This is a genomic window from Rhodanobacter sp. FW106-PBR-R2A-2-24, from assembly GCF_058789615.1.
The window spans coordinates 1,623,760-1,642,316 of record NZ_JBYTBV010000002.1; the positions used below are offsets into that span (position 1 = coordinate 1,623,760).

The 18,557-nt window shown below is 69.2% G+C and carries 18 protein-coding genes and 1 tRNA gene; 8 read left to right on the forward strand and 11 right to left on the reverse strand.

Annotated elements, in window-relative coordinates; genetic code table 11:
* Positions 1-9: 9 nt before the first annotated feature.
* A tRNA-Thr gene (locus AC3WQA_RS08705) sits at positions 10-85 on the forward strand.
* A 240-nt stretch (positions 86-325) separates the two neighbouring features.
* Here the strand turns inward: AC3WQA_RS08705 and recG are convergent.
* The 4 genes from recG to rpoZ all read right to left on the reverse strand — a co-directional run bounded on the left by recG (position 326) and on the right by rpoZ (position 5,584).
* Positions 326-2,428: an ATP-dependent DNA helicase RecG gene (recG, locus tag AC3WQA_RS08710; RefSeq protein WP_492676338.1), complete on the reverse strand. Its 2,103-nt coding sequence runs from the start codon at positions 2,426-2,428 to the stop codon at positions 326-328.
* Positions 2,429-2,443: 15 nt separating this feature from the next.
* A complete protein-coding gene (locus tag AC3WQA_RS08715) occupies positions 2,444-2,827 on the reverse strand; it encodes a RidA family protein (RefSeq protein ID WP_492674674.1) in 384 nt (127 codons plus the stop codon).
* A gap of 179 nt (positions 2,828-3,006) precedes the next feature.
* Positions 3,007-5,166: a RelA/SpoT family protein gene (locus AC3WQA_RS08720; protein WP_492674675.1), complete on the reverse strand. Its 2,160-nt coding sequence runs from the start codon at positions 5,164-5,166 to the stop codon at positions 3,007-3,009.
* Between the two features lie 127 nt (positions 5,167-5,293).
* Entirely contained in the window at positions 5,294-5,584 is a 291-nt protein-coding gene (gene rpoZ / locus AC3WQA_RS08725; RefSeq protein ID WP_492674676.1) for a DNA-directed RNA polymerase subunit omega, read from the reverse strand.
* Positions 5,585-5,777: 193 nt separating this feature from the next.
* Here rpoZ and AC3WQA_RS08730 point away from each other — a divergent pair, with 193 nt between their 5' ends.
* A complete protein-coding gene (locus AC3WQA_RS08730; RefSeq protein ID WP_492674677.1) occupies positions 5,778-6,617 on the forward strand; it encodes an MlaA family lipoprotein in 840 nt (279 codons plus the stop codon).
* 59 nt (positions 6,618-6,676) lie between these two features.
* On the opposite strand, the gene AC3WQA_RS08735 is transcribed toward AC3WQA_RS08730, so the two are convergent.
* The 7 genes from AC3WQA_RS08735 to AC3WQA_RS08765 all read right to left on the reverse strand — a co-directional run bounded on the left by AC3WQA_RS08735 (position 6,677) and on the right by AC3WQA_RS08765 (position 11,711).
* Positions 6,677-6,982 (reverse strand): STAS domain-containing protein, encoded by a 306-nt coding sequence (locus tag AC3WQA_RS08735; RefSeq protein ID WP_492674678.1) that lies wholly within the window; start codon positions 6,980-6,982, stop codon positions 6,677-6,679.
* Positions 6,972-7,646, reverse strand: coding sequence for an MlaC/ttg2D family ABC transporter substrate-binding protein (locus AC3WQA_RS08740; RefSeq protein ID WP_492674679.1), 675 nt, complete (start codon positions 7,644-7,646; stop codon positions 6,972-6,974). Before AC3WQA_RS08740 ends, AC3WQA_RS08735 begins: the two co-directional genes overlap by 11 nt.
* Positions 7,647-7,675: 29 nt before the next feature.
* A complete protein-coding gene (mlaD, locus tag AC3WQA_RS08745; protein WP_492674680.1) occupies positions 7,676-8,536 on the reverse strand; it encodes an outer membrane lipid asymmetry maintenance protein MlaD in 861 nt (286 codons plus the stop codon).
* 37 nt (positions 8,537-8,573) lie between these two features.
* Complete coding sequence (mlaE, locus tag AC3WQA_RS08750; protein WP_492674681.1) at positions 8,574-9,344, reverse strand: lipid asymmetry maintenance ABC transporter permease subunit MlaE; 771 nt, start codon at positions 9,342-9,344, stop codon at positions 8,574-8,576.
* Complete coding sequence (locus AC3WQA_RS08755; RefSeq protein WP_492674682.1) at positions 9,341-10,165, reverse strand: ABC transporter ATP-binding protein; 825 nt, start codon at positions 10,163-10,165, stop codon at positions 9,341-9,343. Before AC3WQA_RS08755 ends, mlaE begins: the two co-directional genes overlap by 4 nt.
* Before the next feature lie 68 nt (positions 10,166-10,233).
* Positions 10,234-10,854: a guanylate kinase gene (gmk, locus tag AC3WQA_RS08760; RefSeq protein ID WP_492674683.1), complete on the reverse strand. Its 621-nt coding sequence runs from the start codon at positions 10,852-10,854 to the stop codon at positions 10,234-10,236.
* On the reverse strand, positions 10,851-11,711 hold the full coding sequence (locus AC3WQA_RS08765; protein WP_492674684.1) for a YicC/YloC family endoribonuclease: 861 nt from the start codon (positions 11,709-11,711) through the stop codon (positions 10,851-10,853). The genes gmk and AC3WQA_RS08765 overlap by 4 nt, the downstream gene beginning before the upstream one ends.
* Before the next feature lie 70 nt (positions 11,712-11,781).
* Here AC3WQA_RS08765 and rph point away from each other — a divergent pair, with 70 nt between their 5' ends.
* The 6 genes from rph to pepQ all read left to right on the forward strand — a co-directional run bounded on the left by rph (position 11,782) and on the right by pepQ (position 18,530).
* Positions 11,782-12,510 (forward strand): ribonuclease PH, encoded by a 729-nt coding sequence (gene rph / locus AC3WQA_RS08770; protein WP_492674685.1) that lies wholly within the window; start codon positions 11,782-11,784, stop codon positions 12,508-12,510.
* Position 12,511: 1 nt separating this feature from the next.
* A complete protein-coding gene (gene rdgB / locus AC3WQA_RS08775; RefSeq protein WP_492674686.1) occupies positions 12,512-13,105 on the forward strand; it encodes an RdgB/HAM1 family non-canonical purine NTP pyrophosphatase in 594 nt (197 codons plus the stop codon).
* Between the two features lie 178 nt (positions 13,106-13,283).
* The gene (gene hemW, locus AC3WQA_RS08780; protein WP_492674687.1) at positions 13,284-14,450 is read left to right on the forward strand and encodes a radical SAM family heme chaperone HemW; all 1,167 of its coding nucleotides are present in this window, start codon (positions 13,284-13,286) and stop codon (positions 14,448-14,450) included.
* Between the two features lie 79 nt (positions 14,451-14,529).
* Positions 14,530-16,851, forward strand: a complete 2,322-nt coding sequence (locus AC3WQA_RS08785; RefSeq protein WP_492674688.1) for a DUF1631 family protein — start codon at positions 14,530-14,532, stop codon at positions 16,849-16,851.
* The gene (locus AC3WQA_RS08790; protein ID WP_492674689.1) at positions 16,848-17,174 is read left to right on the forward strand and encodes a PilZ domain-containing protein; all 327 of its coding nucleotides are present in this window, start codon (positions 16,848-16,850) and stop codon (positions 17,172-17,174) included. Before AC3WQA_RS08785 ends, AC3WQA_RS08790 begins: the two co-directional genes overlap by 4 nt.
* A gap of 48 nt (positions 17,175-17,222) precedes the next feature.
* Complete coding sequence (gene pepQ / locus AC3WQA_RS08795) at positions 17,223-18,530, forward strand: Xaa-Pro dipeptidase (protein WP_492674690.1); 1,308 nt, start codon at positions 17,223-17,225, stop codon at positions 18,528-18,530.
* The last annotated feature ends 27 nt before the right edge of the window (positions 18,531-18,557 follow it).

Genomic DNA, 18,557 nt, shown 5'->3' on the forward strand with positions numbered 1-18,557 from the left:
CCCCGTTGCGCCGGTATAGCTCAGTCGGTAGAGCAACTGATTTGTAATCAGTAGGTCCCCAGTTCGAATCCGGGTGCCGGCACCAAATGCACTACCCGCACCACCCAGAAGCCGCGCCACGGCGCGGTTTTTCTTTGGCTGGTTACCGCCTCACGCACCCTGACCGCCCTCAGAGTTACCCCGGCTGCCGGGTAACTCTGAGGGCGGATGATTGTTTCTCCTGTCGAAGCGCGCCTCGAGTGCCTGTGAGGAGTCGCCCGTCTGTAGCGCGTGTAAGCCACCGTCCAGGCGCACGACGTTTCGGGTTTGATCCGCGCCAGCTGATTTACGCCCGCGCGTAGCGGGCCGCCCCGCCGATCCAGCGCGCGATCAGGCGATCCGCCTCGCGTGGGTGCTCGGCCAGCAGGCGCTCGCCGACCTGCTGCACGGCAGGCAGCCAATGGGCGTCGCGGGCAAGGTCGGCGATGCGGAAGGCGAGTTGGCCGGTCTGGCGCGTGCCCAGCACCTCGCCGGGGCCGCGCAGTTCCAGGTCTTTTTCGGCGATGCGGAAGCCGTCGCAGGTTTCGCGCATCACGGCAAGCCGTTCGCGCGCGAGCTGGCCCAGCGGCGGCTGGTAGAGCAGCACGCAATTGGAGGCCACCGCGCCGCGCCCCACCCGCCCGCGCAACTGATGCAACTGCGCCAGCCCAAGACGCTCGGCGTTTTCGATCACCATGAGGCTGGCGTTGGGCACGTCCACGCCCACCTCGATCACCGTGGTGGCGACCAGCACCGCCAGTTCGCCGGCCTTGAAGGCGTCCATCACCGCCTGCTTGTCCTTGGGCTTGAGACGGCCGTGGATCAAGCCCACCCGGCAGTCGGCCAGCGCGGCGGAAAGCTCCGCATGCGCCACCTCGGCGGCCTGCGCGCGCAGCAGTTCCGATTCCTCGATCAAGGTGCATACCCAATACACCTGACGGCCTTCCGCGCAGGCGGCGTGGATGCGGGCGATCACTTCCGCGCGGCGCGCATTGGACACGGCGACGGTCTGCACCGGCGTGCGACCGGGCGGCAGTTCGTCGATCACCGAAACATCGAGATCGGCGTAGGCGCTCATCGCCAGCGTGCGCGGGATCGGCGTGGCGGTGAGCACCAGTTGGTGCGGCACCACGCCCGCTGCGTGATCGGCGCCCTTGTCGTGCAGGGCGAGGCGCTGCTGCACGCCGAAGCGGTGCTGCTCGTCCACGATCACCAGACCCAGTCTGGCGAACGCCACGCCTTCCTGCATCAGTGCGTGCGTGCCGACGGTGACGGCGGCGCCTTCGGCCACGCGGCGCAGCGCCGCCTGACGCGCCTTGCCCTGCTGCTTGCCGGCCAGCCATGCGACCTCGACGCCGAGCGGCGCCAGCCAGTGACGGAAGTTGCGCAGGTGCTGTTCGGCCAGCAGTTCGGTCGGCGCCACCAGCGCCACCTGCTGGCCAGCTTCCACTGCCGCCAGCGCGGCCAGCGCGGCGACCACGGTCTTGCCCGAGCCGACATCGCCCTGCACCAGACGCAGCATGGGATGCGGCTGTGCGAGGTCGCGGCAGACTTCCGCCGTCACGCGTTGCTGCGCGGCGGTGAGCGCAAACGGCAAGCCGTCCAGCAAGCGCCGGCGCAGGTCGCCCGCGCCGCCCAGCGCTGGCGACTTGCGTCGTTGCACCGCCGCGCGCATGCGCTTCAGGCTCAGGTGCTGGGTCAGCAGTTCCTCGAAGGCGAGCCGTTGCTGCGCCGGATGCCGACCATGCAGCAACAGATCCAGCCGCACGTCGGGCGGCGGACGATGCACGGTGAGCAGGGCTTCGCGCAGCGAGGCGAGGCCATGCGCGGCGCACAGCTCGGCCGGGATCAGCTCCAGCGCCGCCGCGTCGGGCAACAGCGTGAGCGCCTTGTCCACCACGCCGGCCAGACGCTTCTGGCCCAGCCCTTCGGTGCTCGGGTACACCGGGCTCAGGCAAGCTTCCACCGCCACTGCTTCGCCGGCGGCGAGGCGGCGATACTGCGGATGCACCATCTCCCAGCCCTGCGCAGCCCAGCGCACCTCGCCGAAACAGAGAATGCGCGCGCCAACCACGAACTGCTCGGCCTGCGCGCGATTGAAGTGGAAGAAGCGCAGCTGCAGCGTATGCGCGCCACCATCATCCAGCGCCACTTTCAATTGCGGACGAAAGCGAAAGCCGCGCTCCACCGCCGCCACCGTGCCTACGACCTGCGCGCTCTGCCCGGGACGCAGGTCGGCGAGCGCGGTGACGCGGGTGCGATCCTCATAACGCAGCGGCAGGTGGAACCACAGATCCTGCACTCGCTCCAGCCCCAGCTTGTGCAGCAGGGCGAGCAGCGCCGGGCCCACGCCCGGCAGGGACGACACGGGCCGTGCGCCCGTGTCGTCGTCGTCGCTGGCGACCATCATCGCCAAGGCGAACGATCAGCCAAGCACCATGATCGCGTCCACCTCCACCTGCACGCCCTTGGGCAGGGCGGAAACTTCGATGGTGGAGCGGGCCGGGTACGGCGCCTGGAAGTACTCGGCCATCACCGCATTCACCGCGGCGAAGTTGGCCAGGTCGGTGACGTAGATGCCCACGCGGACGAACTGCGCCAGCGAGCCGCCCGCCGCCTGCGCCACCGCCACCAGGTTCTTGAACACGCGGTGCGCCTGCGCGGTGATGTCGCCCTCGACTACGTTGCCAGTGGCCGGGTCGAGCGGAATCTGCCCGGAGAAGTACACGGTGTCGCCGGCACGCACGGCCTGCGAGTAGGGTCCGATGGCGGCGGGGGCGTTTTCGCTGGTGATGATCTGGCGAGACATGGGGCGTTCCTTGGGACAGGGGATGGGGGATTTGCAAGAGCCAAAGCGTAGCGCGCAAGCCTCGTGCTGCCCAGCGATACCGAAGCACTCCCTCACCCCAACCCGCTTCCCCAGGCGGAGCCTGGGGGGAGCGGGAGACAAGCAGCCGCCTCGCCGAATCCCGAATCACCAGTCCCGGGTCACAAGGGATGCCGATACACCCCGCTTACCACGCCGGTGCGGCGCACGCGCCGGATGACGTCGGCGAGGTGCTTGCGGTTTTTCACTTCGATGGCGAACAGCAGGGTGGCGGCGGCGACGTCGCGCTCGGCGTATTCCACATTCTCGATGTTGGAATCGGCGGCGGCGATGGCGGCGGCGATGGTGGCCAGCACGCCGGGTCGGTTGATGACTTCCACACGCAGTTCGGCGCGGTAGTCGCCCTGCACGTCGCGATCCCAGCCGATCGCCACGCAGCGCTCGGGCGATTTGCGCAGCTCGACCACGTTCGGGCACTCCTCGCGGTGCACCACGATGCCCTTGCCGGGCGAGAGGTAGCCGAAGATGGCGTCGCCCGGCAGCGGGTGGCAGCAGTTGGCGTAGCTGAGCACGCCGCGTTCGACGCCGCTGATGCGGATTTTCTCGCGCTTGAGCGGCGCGCCGGGCGCCGCCTCGTCGGGACGGCCGTCGCGCAGCGCCAGCAGGTGGCCAGCGACGACGTCGGGCATGCGGTTGCCCAACGCGATCTCGGCCAGCAGCTCCTCCAGCCGCTTGAGCCGCGCTTCCTGCAGGAAACGATCCAGCACCGCCGGGGGAATGGATTCCAGGCTGCTGCCGCGTGCGTCCAGTGCGCGGTCGAGCATGCGGTGGCCAAAGTCCACCGCATCCTCATGTTGCATGTGCTTGAGGTGCTGGCGGATCGCGGTGCGCGCCTTGCCGGTGACCACCGACTCCAGCCACGCCGGGTTGGGCAGCGCCGAGGGCGCGGTGATGATTTCCACCAGCTGGCCCGATTCCAGCCTCGCGCGCAGCGGCACCAGCTTCTTGTCCACGCGCGCGGCCACCGCGTGATCGCCCACGTCGGTGTGCACGGCGTAGGCGAAATCCAGCGCGGTGGCGTGGCGCGGCAGGGCGAGGATGTCGCCGCGCGGGGTGAACAGGTAGACCTCGTCAGGGAACAGGTCGATCTTGACGTTCTCGATGAACTCATCCGAGCCCGGCGTGTTGACCTGACTGTCGGCCAGCGAGGAGAGCCACTCGCGGGCACGCGCCTGCGCGCTGTTGGCGGGCCCCGAATCGGTCTTGTAGGCCCAGTGCGCGGCCACGCCGCTCTCGGCCACCGAGTCCATTTCCGCCGTGCGGATCTGCACCTCGATCGGCGCGCCGAAGGGCCCCAGCAACACGGTGTGCAGCGACTGGTAGCCGTTGGCCTTGGGAATGGCGATGAAATCCTTGAAGCGCTTGTCCACCGGCTTGTACAGCGCGTGCGCCACGCCCAGCGCCATGTAACAGCTCATCGCGCTGTCCACCACCACGCGGAAGCCGTAGACATCCATCAGCTGGGTGAAGCTCTTGTGCTCGCCGCGCATCTTGGAATAGATGCTCCATGGCGACTTGATGCGGCCGACCACGCGCGCCGGCAATTTCTCCGCCGCCAGGCGCATCGCCAGCGCGTGCTCGATCTTGCCCATCGCCTCGCGGCGGTTGCCCAGCGCGGCGCGGATGCGCTCGCTGATGACACGATAGCGATCCGGATACAGCGTGCGGAAGCCCAGATCCTGCAGCTCGGCCTTGACCTTGTTCATGCCCAGCCGCTGCGCGATGGGCGCGTAGATCTCCAGCGTCTCGCGCGCGATGCGGCGCCGCGAGGGGCCGTCCTTCGCGCCCAGCGTGCGCATGTTGTGCAGGCGGTCGGCCAGCTTGATGAGGATGACGCGCAGGTCGCGCGCCATCGCCAGCAGCATCTTGCGGAAGCTTTCCGCGTCGGCCTCCTGGCGGCTGCCGAAGCGCATCTTGTCCAGCTTGGTGACACCGTCGACCAGCTCGGCCACGGTTTCGCCGAACTCGCCGGCCAGCGCGTCGCGACCGAGCGCGGTGTCTTCCAGCGTGTCGTGCAGGATCGCCGCGATGATGGTTTCGGCGTCCAGGTGCAACTCGGCGAGGATGCCGGCCACGGCCACCGGATGGGTGATGTAGGGTTCGCCGCTTTTGCGGGTTTGCCCCGCATGGGCCTCCGCGCCGACGCGAAAGGCGCGCAGTACGCGCTCGAGCGGCGGCGGTGGCAGGTAGTCGAGCTTGTCCTTCAGCGCCTGCACGTAAGGCGGCAACACATCGGCGGCGGGCGGACGGGTGGCTTTCATGCTGGCTGGCGCCCCGCGCGGGGCCTCAGCGGCAGGGCAAGCCGGCCAGTGGCCGCCTCGCCGACCGCGCGTACGGGCGCATCGGCCACCCCGATGCGTCGCCTGCGCGGTCTACTGCCGCTCTCCATCAATCGTCGCCGATCCTGGAGAGGTCTTCGTCCACTTCGGCCGCAGCCCACTCCAGCGCCTCGCGCTCGGCGCGCTCGCGCTCAACCTTGTCGATCTCGTCGATGGTGGCCTGGTCGATGCGGCGGTCGGCGATTTCGCGCAGCGCCAGCACCGAGGGCTTGTCGTTTTCCGGATTGACGGCCGGCTCGGCCCCCTTGGCGAGCTGGCGGGCGCGCTTGGTCGCCATCAACACCAGCTCGAAACGGTTGTCGACCACCTCGAGGCAGTCTTCCACGGTAATGCGGGCCATGTGAATTCCTTGGAGAATAGAGACTTATACGGGGTAACAGTGTAGAGCAGCGGGCGCTGGCATGGCAATGCAGCAAACGCGTAATATGGGCGGTTTCGCGCGCCACGCACTGTGCGCCCGTAGATACGACGAAATACGCGTCACATATAAAACCAAGCGGTACACTATCCAACCCATCGCCCCGGCCGCCCCCATGCCGACGTTGCCTTCGCTGCCTTTCCTCTCGCCTCGCCGCTGGCTGGCACTGTTCGCCGTGGCGTTCCTGGCCGGCTGCGCGATCGCGCCACCGCGCACCGACGATCCGCTGCAGAAGATCAACCGCAAGGTCTACGCGGTCAACGACAGGCTGGACAAGGCTGCCCTGCGCCCGGCCGCCGTGGCCTATCGCGCGGTCACCAACCCACCGGTGCGGCGCTCGGTCAACAACTTCTTCACCAACATCCAGATGCCGGTCACGGTGGCCAACGACCTCCTGCAGGCACGGCCTTCCGACGCGCTGGGCGGCACCGGGCGCTTCCTCATCAATCTCACCGTTGGCGTGGGCGGCCTGTTCGACCCGGCCACGAAGATGGGCTTTCCGCTCAAGACCACCGACTTCGGCATCACGCTGGCGCGCTGGGGCGTGCCCGACGGCCCCTTCCTGATGCTGCCGCTGCTGGGCCCGTCCACCGCGCGCGACGTGTGGCATTACCCGGTGGACGGCTATTTCTTCGACCCGCTGAGCATCATCGCGCGCACCCACTATTTCAATTACGGCCAGTATTACCTGCCGCAGGTGCTGTTCGTGGTGTCGATGCGTTCGCAGCTGATCGACGCGGAAAGCTTCCTGGACACCGCCTATGACCCTTACGCCTTCCTGCGCGACGCCTACCGCCAGCGCCGCCTGTACCAGCTCTACGACGGCAATCCGCCGGCGGCGGTGATCGACCGGATGCAGGGCGTCGACCAGCCCGGCTTCGACCCCGACGAGCTGCTGGAGCAGCAGAAGCAGTGGGAGCAGAAGCAGGACAAGAACCAGCCCGCCTCGCATTGAGGCGGACACGAAAACGGGGCCGACGCGGCCCCGTTTTCGTGACTGGACGACGTCGGCGATCAACCGTCCAGCAAGGTCTCCACGCCGCTGACTTGCGCCAGCATGCGCATGCCCGCGGGCACGTGTTCGAGGCGCACCGCCTGGCCGCGTCGACGCGCGGCCGCCAGCACTTCCAGCACACAGGCCAGTCCGGCGCTGTCGCAGTGGTTCACGCCGGCAAGATCGAGCCGCGTGCGGTCGCCCGCCTGCAGTGCGGCATCAAGCGCGCGCAGGGCGCCGGCGGCGGTGGAAAAACCCAGCGCGCCGCCCACCGCGAGCGTGCCCGGCGTGGCCGTATCCAGCCGGAAGGCTGCCTCAGCGGCCATGGGCCTGGTCGCCCGGTTCCATGGCCTTCAGCGCCTGGTCGCCCTGGGTCTGCAGGTTCTTGATGAGCTGGTCGAGGCCGACCTTGCGGATTTCGGCATCCACCTGGTTGCGGTAGTTGGTGATGTAGGAGATGCCCTCGATCACCACGTCATAGGCCTTCCACTCGCCACTGGCAGTCTTGCGGAAGGCGAAATCCACCGACACCGTCTTGCCGTCGCCGGTGGCCACCTGGGTGCGCACCACGCTGCGCTTGGCATTGAGGTCGCCGGCGAAGGGCAACACCTTCACCGCGCCGTTGGTGTAGTTGAGCAGGCCTTCGGCGTAGCGGTGGGTGATCGAGTCGTAGAACGCCTTGGCGAATTGCGCGCGCTGTTCCGGCGTCGCCGCGCGGGCATGCTGGCCCAGCACCAGGATCGCCGCATAGTCCACGTCGAAATGCGGCAGGAAGATCTGATTGATGATGCCAACCAGCTTTTCCCGGTTCTGCTGCAACTCGGCCTTGTGACCGGCCACCTGCGCGTCGAGCTGCTGGGCGATGACCTGCACCACCTGCTCCGGCGACGACTGCGCGGCGGCGGGCCGGGCGGCCGCCTGGGCGTGGGCCGGCACGACGAGCACGCCGCCGAAGGCCAGGGTCACGACAAAAGCCAAATGACGCATCATGCGAAAACTCCTGTGCGAATCGTGAGGGTTCAGGGCTTGCCAGCCGGCGCGCCGGACGATCCGGCATCCTTCTTGTCGCCGGAGCCGTTGACCAGGAACTTGCCGATCAGGTCTTCCAGTTGCATCGCCGACTGGGTGAGGATCATCTCGTCGCCGTTCTTCAGCATCTCCGGCGAGCCGCCGGGCTGGATCGCAACGTACTGGCTGCCGATCAAACCGCTGGTGAACACCGCGGCAGCGGAATCGTCGGGAATCTGGTTGTACTTGTTGTCGATGGACAACGTGACCAGCGCATCGAGCTTGGCCGGCTCGGCTTGCACCGCCGCCACCTGGCCGATGGGCACGCCGGCCATCTTCACCGACGAACCGACCGAGAGCGTGCCCACGTTGGTGAAGCGCGCGGTCACCTGGTAGCTGCCGCCGATGGCGTCGGCCGCGCCGCCGGCGCCGAAGAACTTGCCGAGCATCTCCTCCAGCGGCTGGCTGGAACGGGTCAGCGCCAGCGTGCCGCCATTGCCCAGGGACTGCTTCGCGTGGCCGTACTCGATGCCCACGTACTGGTCGCCGAGCAAGCCGCTGGTGAAGATGGTGGCCACCGAATCGCGCGGAATGTCCTTGTAGCGCTGGTCGATGGCCAGCTTCACGTCGGCCACCGGTTCCCCGGGCGCCAGCGCGATCGCCGCAACCTCGCCCACGCGCACGCCAGCGATCTTCACCGGTGCGCGCTCCTTCAGCTGGCCGATGTTCGCGAACTTCGCATCCACCATATAGCTGGCGCCGTGGTGACGATTCGCCACCGAGCTGGTCTGCGTGGCGAGATAGGCCAGCGCGGCGAAGCCGAGCACGATGAACAGGCCGGTGCCGACGGCATAGGATTTTCTCTGGCTCACGGCAACATCCTCGAAGAAGGGTTCGTACGCATGGAGGTCACATCAGGAAGGCGGTGAGCACGAAGTCCAGCGCCAGGATGGCGATGGACGAGGCCACCACGGTGCGGGTCGTGGCATAGGCCACGCCTTCGCTGGTGGGTGGCGCGGTGTAGCCCTGGAACACCGCGATCAGCGCCACCACGGCGCCGAAGGCGAGGCTCTTCCACACCACGCCGCTGACGATGTCCTGCCACACATCCACCGTGGCGGTCATGTTCGACCAGAAGGTGCCGTTGTCGATGCCCAGCCAGGAAACGCCGACCAAATGCCCGCCGAAAATGCCCAGCGCGCAGAACACGCTGGCCAGCAGCGGCATCGCGACCAGCCCGGCGAGGAAACGCGGCACCGCCACGTAGGCCAGCGGATCGACCGCCATCAACTCCATCGCGGCGATCTGGTCGGTGGCGCGCATCAGGCCGATCTCGGCGGTGATCGCGGTGCCGGCGCGGCCGGCGAACAGCAGCGCGGTGACCACCGGCCCCAGCTCGCGATAGATGGAAATGGCCACCACCGTGCCGGTGGCCGCGGTGCCGCCGAAGATCGACAGCACGTGATAGAGCTGCAGCGCCAGCACCATGCCCACGAACAGGCCGCAGACCATGATGATGGTGAGGCTCATCGCGCCCACGAACCACAGCTGGCGCACCGTCTCGCGCGCATAGCGCCCGCTGCGCGGCACCGCGGCGAGGATCTTGAGCAGAAACAGGCCGCACTCGCCGATCTGGCGCAACGAACGGCCCATCACGTTGTCATCCATGCGCGCGCTCATGGCCGGCCTTCCGGAAAGCCCAGCTCGGCGGCGTAGTCGCCGGCGGGATAGTGGAACGGCACCGGGCCATCGGCCTCGCCACCGAAGAACTGCTGCGTCCACGGCGAACCATCGTGGGCGATCGCATCGGGCGCGCCCTCGGCCACGATCTTGCCGTTGGCGATCAGGCAGATGCGGTCGGCCACGCGCTGGATCGCGGAGAGCTCGTGCGCCACCAGCACGCTGGTGATGCCCAGCGTCTGGTTGAGCGTGCGGATCAGCTTCAGCACCTGGTTCAGCGCGATCGGGTCGAGCCCCACGAAGGGCTCGTCGTAGAGGATCAGCATGGGGTCGAACACGATCGCCCGCGCCAGCGCCACGCGCCGCGCCATGCCGCCGGAAAGCTCGCTGGGCATCAGCTTCGCCGCGCCGCGCAGGCCCACCGCCTCCAGCTTGGTGAGCACCACGTTGCGGAGCAGCGTCTCGGGCAGCTTCGTGTGCCGGCGCAGCGGAAAAGCCACGTTCTCGAACACGTCGTAGTCGGTCAGCAGCGCCGAGTTCTGGAACAGGTAGCCGATCTTCTCGCGCAGGCCGAACAGCGCCTCGCGGCCCAGTTCGGGGACGTTCCGGCCATCCACATGAATGGTGCCCGCATCGCCGCGCATCTGTCCGGTGATGTGCTTGAGCAAGGTGGTCTTGCCGGTGCCGCTGGGGCCCATGATCGCGGTGACCTTGCCGCGCGGGATGTCCAGATCCAGCGCATCGAAGACCTTCTTGCGACCCAGCACGGTGGTCAGGCCGCGAATGCGGATCAGCGTGTCGTCGGGGGCGGCGGCGTTCATAAGCGCCCTACGTTAGCGGAGCGGCGCGAAGCCGCCAAGCCACGACACGGCCGGCGCTTGCGTGGCATTCAGGCCAGCAGCTCGGCGATCAACGCCGTGTGGCGCGGAGCAGGCAGCCTTTCACCACGGCGCACCGCCCGCACGATGGCCTGCAGCGCGTCGAGCGCGTCCTCGAAACGGTCGTTGACCACGATGTAGTCGAACTCGTGGGCGTGGGCGATCTCGCCGCGCGAATTGGCGAGGCGACGCTCGATCACCTCCGCGCTGTCCGAAGCGCGCCCGCGCAGGCGGCGTTCCAGCTCGGCACGCGAAGGTGGCAGGATGAAAATGCCGACGCAGGCGGGCATCTGCCGCCGAACCTGCGCGGCGCCCTGCCAGTCGATCTCCAGCAGCACATCGCATCCCTGCGTCAACGTGGACTGCACCTTGTCGCGCGAGGTGCCGTAGAAATTGCCATGCACCTCGGCGTATTCCAGAAAGATGCCGGCGGCGATGTCGCGCTCGAACTCCGCGCGATCCACGAAGTAGTAATGCTGTCCGCAGGCTTCGCCCGGCCTAGGCTGCCGAGTGGTGTGCGAGATTGACAGCGAAATGCCCGGCTCACGCCCCAGCAGCGCGTTGACCAGGGTGGACTTGCCGGCACCCGAAGGCGCGGCCACCACGAACAAGGTGCCGGGCTGCGCGTTCATTCGATGTTCTGTACCTGCTCGCGCATCTGCTCGATCAGCACCTTCAATTCGACCGCCGCATTGGTGCTGCGCGCGTCGACCGACTTGGAGCCCAGCGTGTTCGCCTCGCGGTTGAACTCCTGCATCAGGAAATCGAGGCGGCGCCCCACCGGCTCGTCGAGATTCAGCACGCGGCGAGCCTCCGCGACGTGCGTGGCGAGGCGATCGAGCTCCTCGTCCACGTCGCTGCGGGTGATCTGCAGCACCAGCTCCTGCTCCAGCCGACCGGCATCGGCGCCCTGCGCGAGGTCGGCCAGCTTGCCTTCCAGCCGCGCGCGCAGGGTCGCCTGGATCTGCGGCATCCACTCGCGCACCTGGCCCACGATGCGCTCGATGGCGTCGAGCCGATCACGCAGGATCTGCGCGAGCTTCGCGCCCTCGCGCTCGCGGGTGGCGGTGAGCGCGTCCAGCGCGCGGTCGAGCACGTCGAGCAGCGCGGCCTGCTGCGCCTCGGGGTCGATCGTCGCCTGTTGCAGCACGCCGGGGTAGCGCAGGAGTTCGGTGAACTGCACCTGCATGCCGGGGAAGCGCGTAGCCATATCCACGTTCAACACCGCGAGCTGGTGCAAGAGCGCGTCGTTGACTTGCAGCGATTCGCGTTGCGAATCGCTGCGGTCGCGCACCGTCACATCCACCTTGCCGCGTGACAGCTTCGCCGCGATGCGCTCGCGCAGCGCGGATTCGAAGCCGCGCCACTCGTCAGGCAGGCGCGGCGACAACTCCAGGTAGCGGTGGTTGACCGTGCGCAACTCGCAGCTCAACGCGCCGGAGGCGCCGCCGGTTTCGGCGCTGGCATAGGCGGTCATGCTGCGGATCATGGGCGGCTCGGGAACGTCGGGAAGGGCCGCAATGGTAAACTTTCCGGCCCAGCCCTGCCCAATGGCCTCCATGAACTCCCTCATCCGCCCCAGCGGCCGCGCCAGCGATCAGCTGCGCGCCGTCGCCATCGAACGCCATTACACCCGCCACGCCGAAGGCTCGGTGCTGGTCAGCTTCGGCGACACCCGCGTGCTGTGCACCGCCAGCATCGAGGAACGCACGCCGCCGTGGCTGCGCGGCAAGGGCGAGGGCTGGATCACCGCCGAATACGGCATGCTGCCGCGCGCCACCCACACCCGCATGCAGCGCGAAGCGGCGAAGGGCGGCCAGGGCGGCCGCACCATGGAAATCCAGCGGCTGATCGGCCGCAGCCTGCGCGCCTGCATCAATCGCCAGGCGCTGGGCGAGCGCGTGATCACGCTGGATTGCGACGTGATCCAGGCCGACGGCGGTACCCGCACCGCCGCCATCACCGGCGCCTACGTGGCGCTGGTCGACGCGGTGAACGGCCTGGTCAAGCGCGAGAATCTCAAGCGCAATCCCGTCGTGGGCCAGGTGGCCGCGGTGTCGGTGGGCATCTACAAGGGCCAGCCGGTGCTCGACCTCGACTACGCCGAGGATTCGGACTGCGACACCGACATGAACGTGGTGATGAACGACGGCGGCGGCTTCATCGAGGTGCAAGGCACCGCCGAGGGCCACGCCTTCCGCCGCGACGAAATGGACGCGCTGCTGGCGCTGGCGCAGAAGGGTATCGCCGAATTGGTGGTCGCGCAGCGCGCCGCGCTGGAGAACTGACATGCAGCGCCTCGTGCTGGCCAGCGGCAACCAGGGCAAGCTGGCGGAGCTGCGCGAGCTGCTCGCCGACAGCGATTTCGAGATCCTGCCGCAAGGCGAACTCGGCGTAGGCGACGCCGGGGAAACCGGCGCCACCTTCGTCGAGAACGCCATCCTCAAGGCCCGCCACGCCGCGCGCGTCACCGGCCTGCCCGCGCTGGCCGACGACTCCGGCCTGTGCGTGGACCACCTGGGCGGCGCACCCGGCCTGTATTCGGCGCGCTACGCCGGCACGCACGGCGATGACGCGGCCAACAACGCCAGGCTGCTGCGCGAACTGGCGGGCGTACCCGAGGAAGGTCGCAGCGCGTTCTTCATCTGCGTGCTGGTACTGCTGCGCCACGCCGACGACCCCGCCCCGCTGGTGGCCGAGGGGCGCTGGCACGGACGCATCCTCGCCGCGCCGCGCGGCGCGCAGGGCTTCGGCTACGACCCGCTGTTCCTGCCCGATGGCGAGGTGCAGTCCTCCGCCGAGCTCGATCCCGCGCGCAAGAACGCGTTCAGCCATCGCGGCCAGGCACTGCTGCGGTTGCAGATGCTGCTCAGCGACGCTTGACGGCCGCGGCTTGGAGCCCACCGGCGCCTCGTTCACCCGTCGCGTGTGCAGGCGTTCGCGCAGCCAGGCGGCGAAGGCTTCGACGGGCAGGCGGCCGGCAGCGAGGGCGAGGAAGGCCCGGCTCTCGTCGAAGCTACAACTTCCATTGTTACCGGCGGCCCACCACTACAATCCGCCCATGCCCCTCATCGCCCCGCCCCTCGCGCTCTACGTGCACATGCCATGGTGCGTGAAGAAATGCCCGTACTGCGATTTCAACTCGCACGGCCTGCGCAGCACGCCGCCGCCCTATGCCGACTACATCAACGTGCTGCTGGCCGATCTCGACGCCGATCTGGTCGACTTCGGCACGGCGGCGCACGGTCGCCCCGTCGAGAGCGTGTTCTTCGGCGGCGGCACGCCCAGCCTGTTCGCACCGGAACTGATCGCGCGCTTCCTCGACGGCGCCCGCGCACGGCTGGCCTTCACGCCTGACTGCGAGATCACCCTGGAAACCAACCCCGGCACGGTGGAGCACGGCCGCTTCGACGGCTACCTCGCCGCCGGCGTCAACCGCATCTCCTTCGGCGTGCAGAGCTTCGACGACGACAAGCTCCGGCGCCTGGGCCGCATCCACTCGGCCAGCGAAGCCGAGGCGGCGGTGAAATCCGCGCAGGACGCGGGCTACGAAAACATCAACCTGGATCTGATGTACGCCCTGCCCAGGCAGGAACTGGCTGGCGCGCTGGCCGACGTGGAACGCGCCATCGCGCTCGCGCCCGCCCACCTCTCGCACTACCAGCTCACGCTGGAACCGAACACCGTGTTCGCCGCCAACCCACCGCCGCTGCCCGACGACGACCACGCCTGGGCGATGCAGGAAGCCTGCGAGGCAAGGCTCGCCGCCGCCGGCTACGGCCAGTATGAAATCTCCGCCTACGCCCGGCCGGGCCGGCGCTGCCGGCACAACCTCAACTACTGGCAATTCGGCGACTACCTCGGCATCGGCGCCGGCGCGCATGGCAAGCTCAGCGATGCGGCCACGGGCACCGTGCGCCGCCGCTGGAAGGCGCGCAGCCCCACCGCCTACATGGCCGCCGGCGCCAGCGCCGCGCGCATCGGCGGCGACCACGCGGTGGCGGCAAGCGAGCTGCCGTTCGAGTACATGCTGAACGCGCTGCGCCTGATCGACGGCGTGCCGCTGGCCGATTTCAGCGCGCGCACCGGCCTCGACCCGGCAGCCATCGCCGCGCCGCTGGCCGAGGCGCATCGTCGCGGCTGGCTTGCCGACGAACCTGGTCGCCTGCACACCACCGCGCTGGGCCAGCGCTTTCTCAACGACGTCATTGCCGGTTTCCTTGCCTGAAAACACCGACCTTCGACCAGTGGCGCCGCACCTACGAGGCGCCTACACTGCAGCGGTAAAGACGGCTGGAACGTACGCCATGGAAGCCGAGCATCCCCCTGCCCACCTCAACGTCGCCGCGGACGTCGATGCCGGTTCGCCCCGGCCGGCGCGCGCGCGCCGCCTGCTGGCGACCATCATCCCGCAATGCGTGCAATGGCTGGAGCCCACGCTCGGGCAATGCCTGGACAGCTTCGACAAGGAGCTCTACCAGCAAGCCGACAACGCACGCAGCCAGTTTGCGCAGCAACGCTGCTTCGACAGCCGCGCCGCCGTTCAACAACATCGTGTGACCTTCATGCGGGGCTTCATCGACGCCCTTTGCGCGGGTTTTGCCAGGCTTGGCGAGGCCACCGAGAGCGCTCCTGCCCAGCTCGCCCATCGACCACTCAGCCTGCTCGGGCGCGAGGAGCACGAGCTGGTCGCTGCCATGGACAAACTGGCCGCACGCGGCGAAGCACGCCATGGCCCGGCGCTCACCGAACTCTCGTACCGTTTCGCCGTGCTCGTGGGCGCGCCGCCGCTGGATGGCGACACCCTGCCCATCGGCCCCGCCAGCCTCGGCCAGGCACTGCGCAACGCCGTGGCCAGCCTCGACCTGCCCAGCGAACACCAGCTGCTGCTGCTGCAAACCTTCGAACAGGCGGTGATCGTGGCCTGCGGCCCGCTCTACGAAGCCATCAACGCACAACTTCTGGCCGATGGGCTGCTGCCCCAACTGCGGCCTTACGTGGCGCCCAAGATCACGCGCGGCGACCACGGCCAGACCAGCACCGAAGCCTCCGCCAGCGACACCGAGAACATCGCCACCGCGCCCCCCATCGCCGTGCTGGAAACCCTGCGCAATTTGCTGTCGCAGCGGCACCGCGGCGACAGCTCGGCCCGCGCGCCCTCCCGCATCGCCACCCAGGACGAACTGCAGACCGCGCTGGGCGCCCTGCAACAGCACCTGGCCCAGGTCACCGACCAGGCCAGCCGCGAACTGCGCAGCGCCCAGCGCCTGCGCGACGAACTCCTGCAGCAACTCAACGCCGACAAGCCACCCGGCACCGCCCCGACCCAGCTCAGCGCCGAGCAGGACGACACGGTGGAACTGGTGGCCATGCTGTTCGAACAGATCGGCCAGCAGCTGCACCACGGCCCGCAGGCCCGCTCCGTGCTGGGCGACCTGCAGGTGCCGATGCTGCGGATGGCCGTCAGCGACCGCGAATTCTTCAACCAGCGCGAACACCCGGCGCGCCAGTTGCTCGGTGCCGTGGCCGAAGCCGCCAACGACTGGCTGGACGGCCCCGACGGCGACGGCGACCACCAGCTGGCCGAACGCCTGAAGCATCTGGTGGCCCGCGCCCAGACCGAACCGCCCAGCGCCGGCCTGTACACCACCCTGCTGGCCGACATCGAGCACCAGCTCGCCCAGCTGAACCGCCGCGCGCAGGCGGCGGAGCGCCGCCACGTCGAGGCAGTCCAGGGCCGCGAGCGGCTGGACCAGGCCCGCCAGCGCGCCAGCGAACTCCTCGCCGAACGCTTCGCCAGCCATCCGCCGCGCGGCCTGCTGCGCGCCCTGCTCGACCGTGCCTGGGCCGACGTGATGGCGCTCACCCTGCTGCAGCACGGCGAGGACAGCCCCGCCTTCGCCCAGCGCTTGCGCGTCACCGACCAGCTGCTCGGCCGCTTGCCGGTGGATGAGCCCGACCTGCTGCGCCGCGAGGTGCAGGCCGGCTTGCAGCAGATCGGCATGCACGCGGAAGAGGCCGAACAGGTGGCCACGCGCCTGGTCGACACCGACGCGGCCGCGGCGCCCGCCAGCGCCAGCGTGACGGCGCTGCCGGCGCCACCCGCGCGGCAAGCCCCGCCAGAGGCCGCCGCGCCGCCCACGCCCAAAGCCATCCGCTCGGCCGCCCCGGCCGCCGGCGCGCCGGCGACGACGCGCGAGCCGCCCAGCGCCACCGACCTGGCGCTGCGGCTCAAGCAGCGCCAGCGTCTGGGCGAGGCGCAGCACGCCAAACCCGCCGTCGCCACCGCGGACGAACCCCCGCTGGGCCCGCAGGAAGCCCGCATCTACAACCGCCTGCGCCAGTTGCCCTTCGGCAGCTGGTTCGAGTTCGCCGACCCCGCCACCGGCGAGAGCGTGCAGCGCAAGCTGGCGTGGTTCTCGCCGGTTTCCGGCAACAGCCTGTTCGTGACGCGGCGCGGCCTGCGCGGCGAGGAAATGAACCTGCGCGAGCTGGCCCGCGCCATCGCCGGCGGCCGCGTGCGCGAGCTGCCGCCGCAACGCGACGGCCTGCTCGACCGCGCCTGGCACAGCCTGACCGGCAGCCTGTTGCGCGCCGCCTCCCCTGCCTCCAGGCCCCGTCGCCCATGACCACCCGCGACCACCGCCGCGCGCCGCGCAAACCGGTCGACACCGTCGCCGTGGCGATCGACAGCATCGCCGAGCGCCCGCTCGGCCAGCTCTGCAACGTCTCGGCCAGCGGCATCCTGCTGATCGGCGAACGCAAACCCGGCAGTGGCGGCATCTACCAGGCGCGCATGACGCTGCCGTCGGGCGACGAGATCGAGCTGGGCCTGCAGGAGCAATGGCACGACCCGGCCGCGCGGCCCGGCCACTACTGGGCCGGCTACCGCATCATCGCCATCAGCAAGGACCACGGCGAACGGCTGGAGCGCTGGCTGCGGCAGGCCTGACCCGGCGGCGGATTACACTGGTCGGCCCCAGCCCACCAGGAAGCCGCGATGACCACGCCCGCCGCCGAATACCCCGCCCACCTCGCCCGCCTGCGCGAACAGGCGGACAAGGCGCTGGCGCTGGGCGGCTTCGACCACCTCGCGATCGCCGCGGGCATGCCGCCGGGCAAGTTCCTCGACGACCAGGACTATCCCTTCGTCGCCCACCCGCACTTCAGGCACTGGCTGCCGCTCGTCGGCGCGCCGGGCAGCTGGATCGTGCACACGCCGGGCGCGCGGCCGCGGCTGATCTTCGTGCAGCCGCGCGACTACTGGCACGTGGTGCCCGAGGCGCCGTCGGGCTACTGGGTGGAGCACTTCGACATCACGACCGTGCGCACGCCGGCCGACGCTGTCGCGCAACTGCCCAAGGCGCGCACCGCGGTGATCGCCGCCACCGGCGACGGCGCGACGGCCGACAACCCGCCGGCCGTGCTGGACTGCCTGCACTGGCAACGCAGTTTCAAGACGCCCTACGAGCTGGCGCTGATGCGCGAGGCCAACCGTATCGGCGCGCGCGCCCACCGCGCCGCCGAGCGTGCCTTCCGCGAAGGCCACAGCGAGCTCGATATCCACCTCGCCTATCTGGCGAGCGCGCGGCAGACCGACGCCGAACTGCCCTACGGCAGCATCGTGGCGCTGAACGGACATGGCGCGGTGCTGCACTACATGCATTTCGACCGCACGCCGCCGGCCACCCCGCGCAGCTTCCTGATCGACGCCGGCGCCAGCTGCGCCGGCTACGCCAGCGACATCACCCGCACCCATGCCGCCGCCGATGCGCCGGAATTCCAGGCGCTAATCGACAGCATGGATGCCGCCCAGCAAGGCTTCGTGGCCAAGGTGCGCACGGGGCAGAACTATCCCGAGCTGCACCTCCACGCCCACCACATCATCGCCGGCATCCTGCGCGAGCACGGCTTCATCCGCACGAGCGCCGAGAGCGCGGTGGAGTCCGGCATCACCCGCGCCTTCTTCCCGCACGGACTGGGCCACGGCATCGGCGCGCAAGTACACGACGTGGCGGGGTTCCAGCAGGGCGCACATGGCGGGCGCATCGAACGCCCCGCCGATCATCCCTACCTGCGCCTGACGCGCACGCTTGAACCCGGCATGGTGGTCACCATCGAGCCGGGGCTGTACTTCATCGACCTGCTGCTGGCCGAACTGCGCGACCAGTCGGTCGCCGCCGACATCGACTGGGCCAGGGTCGAGCGCTTCCGCCAGTACGGCGGCATCCGCATCGAGGATGACGTGGTGTGCACCGGCGGCGAACCGGAGAACCTCACCCGCAACGCGTTCGCGCAGCTCGACTGAGACTGCCGCAGGAGCCCGCTGACGGGC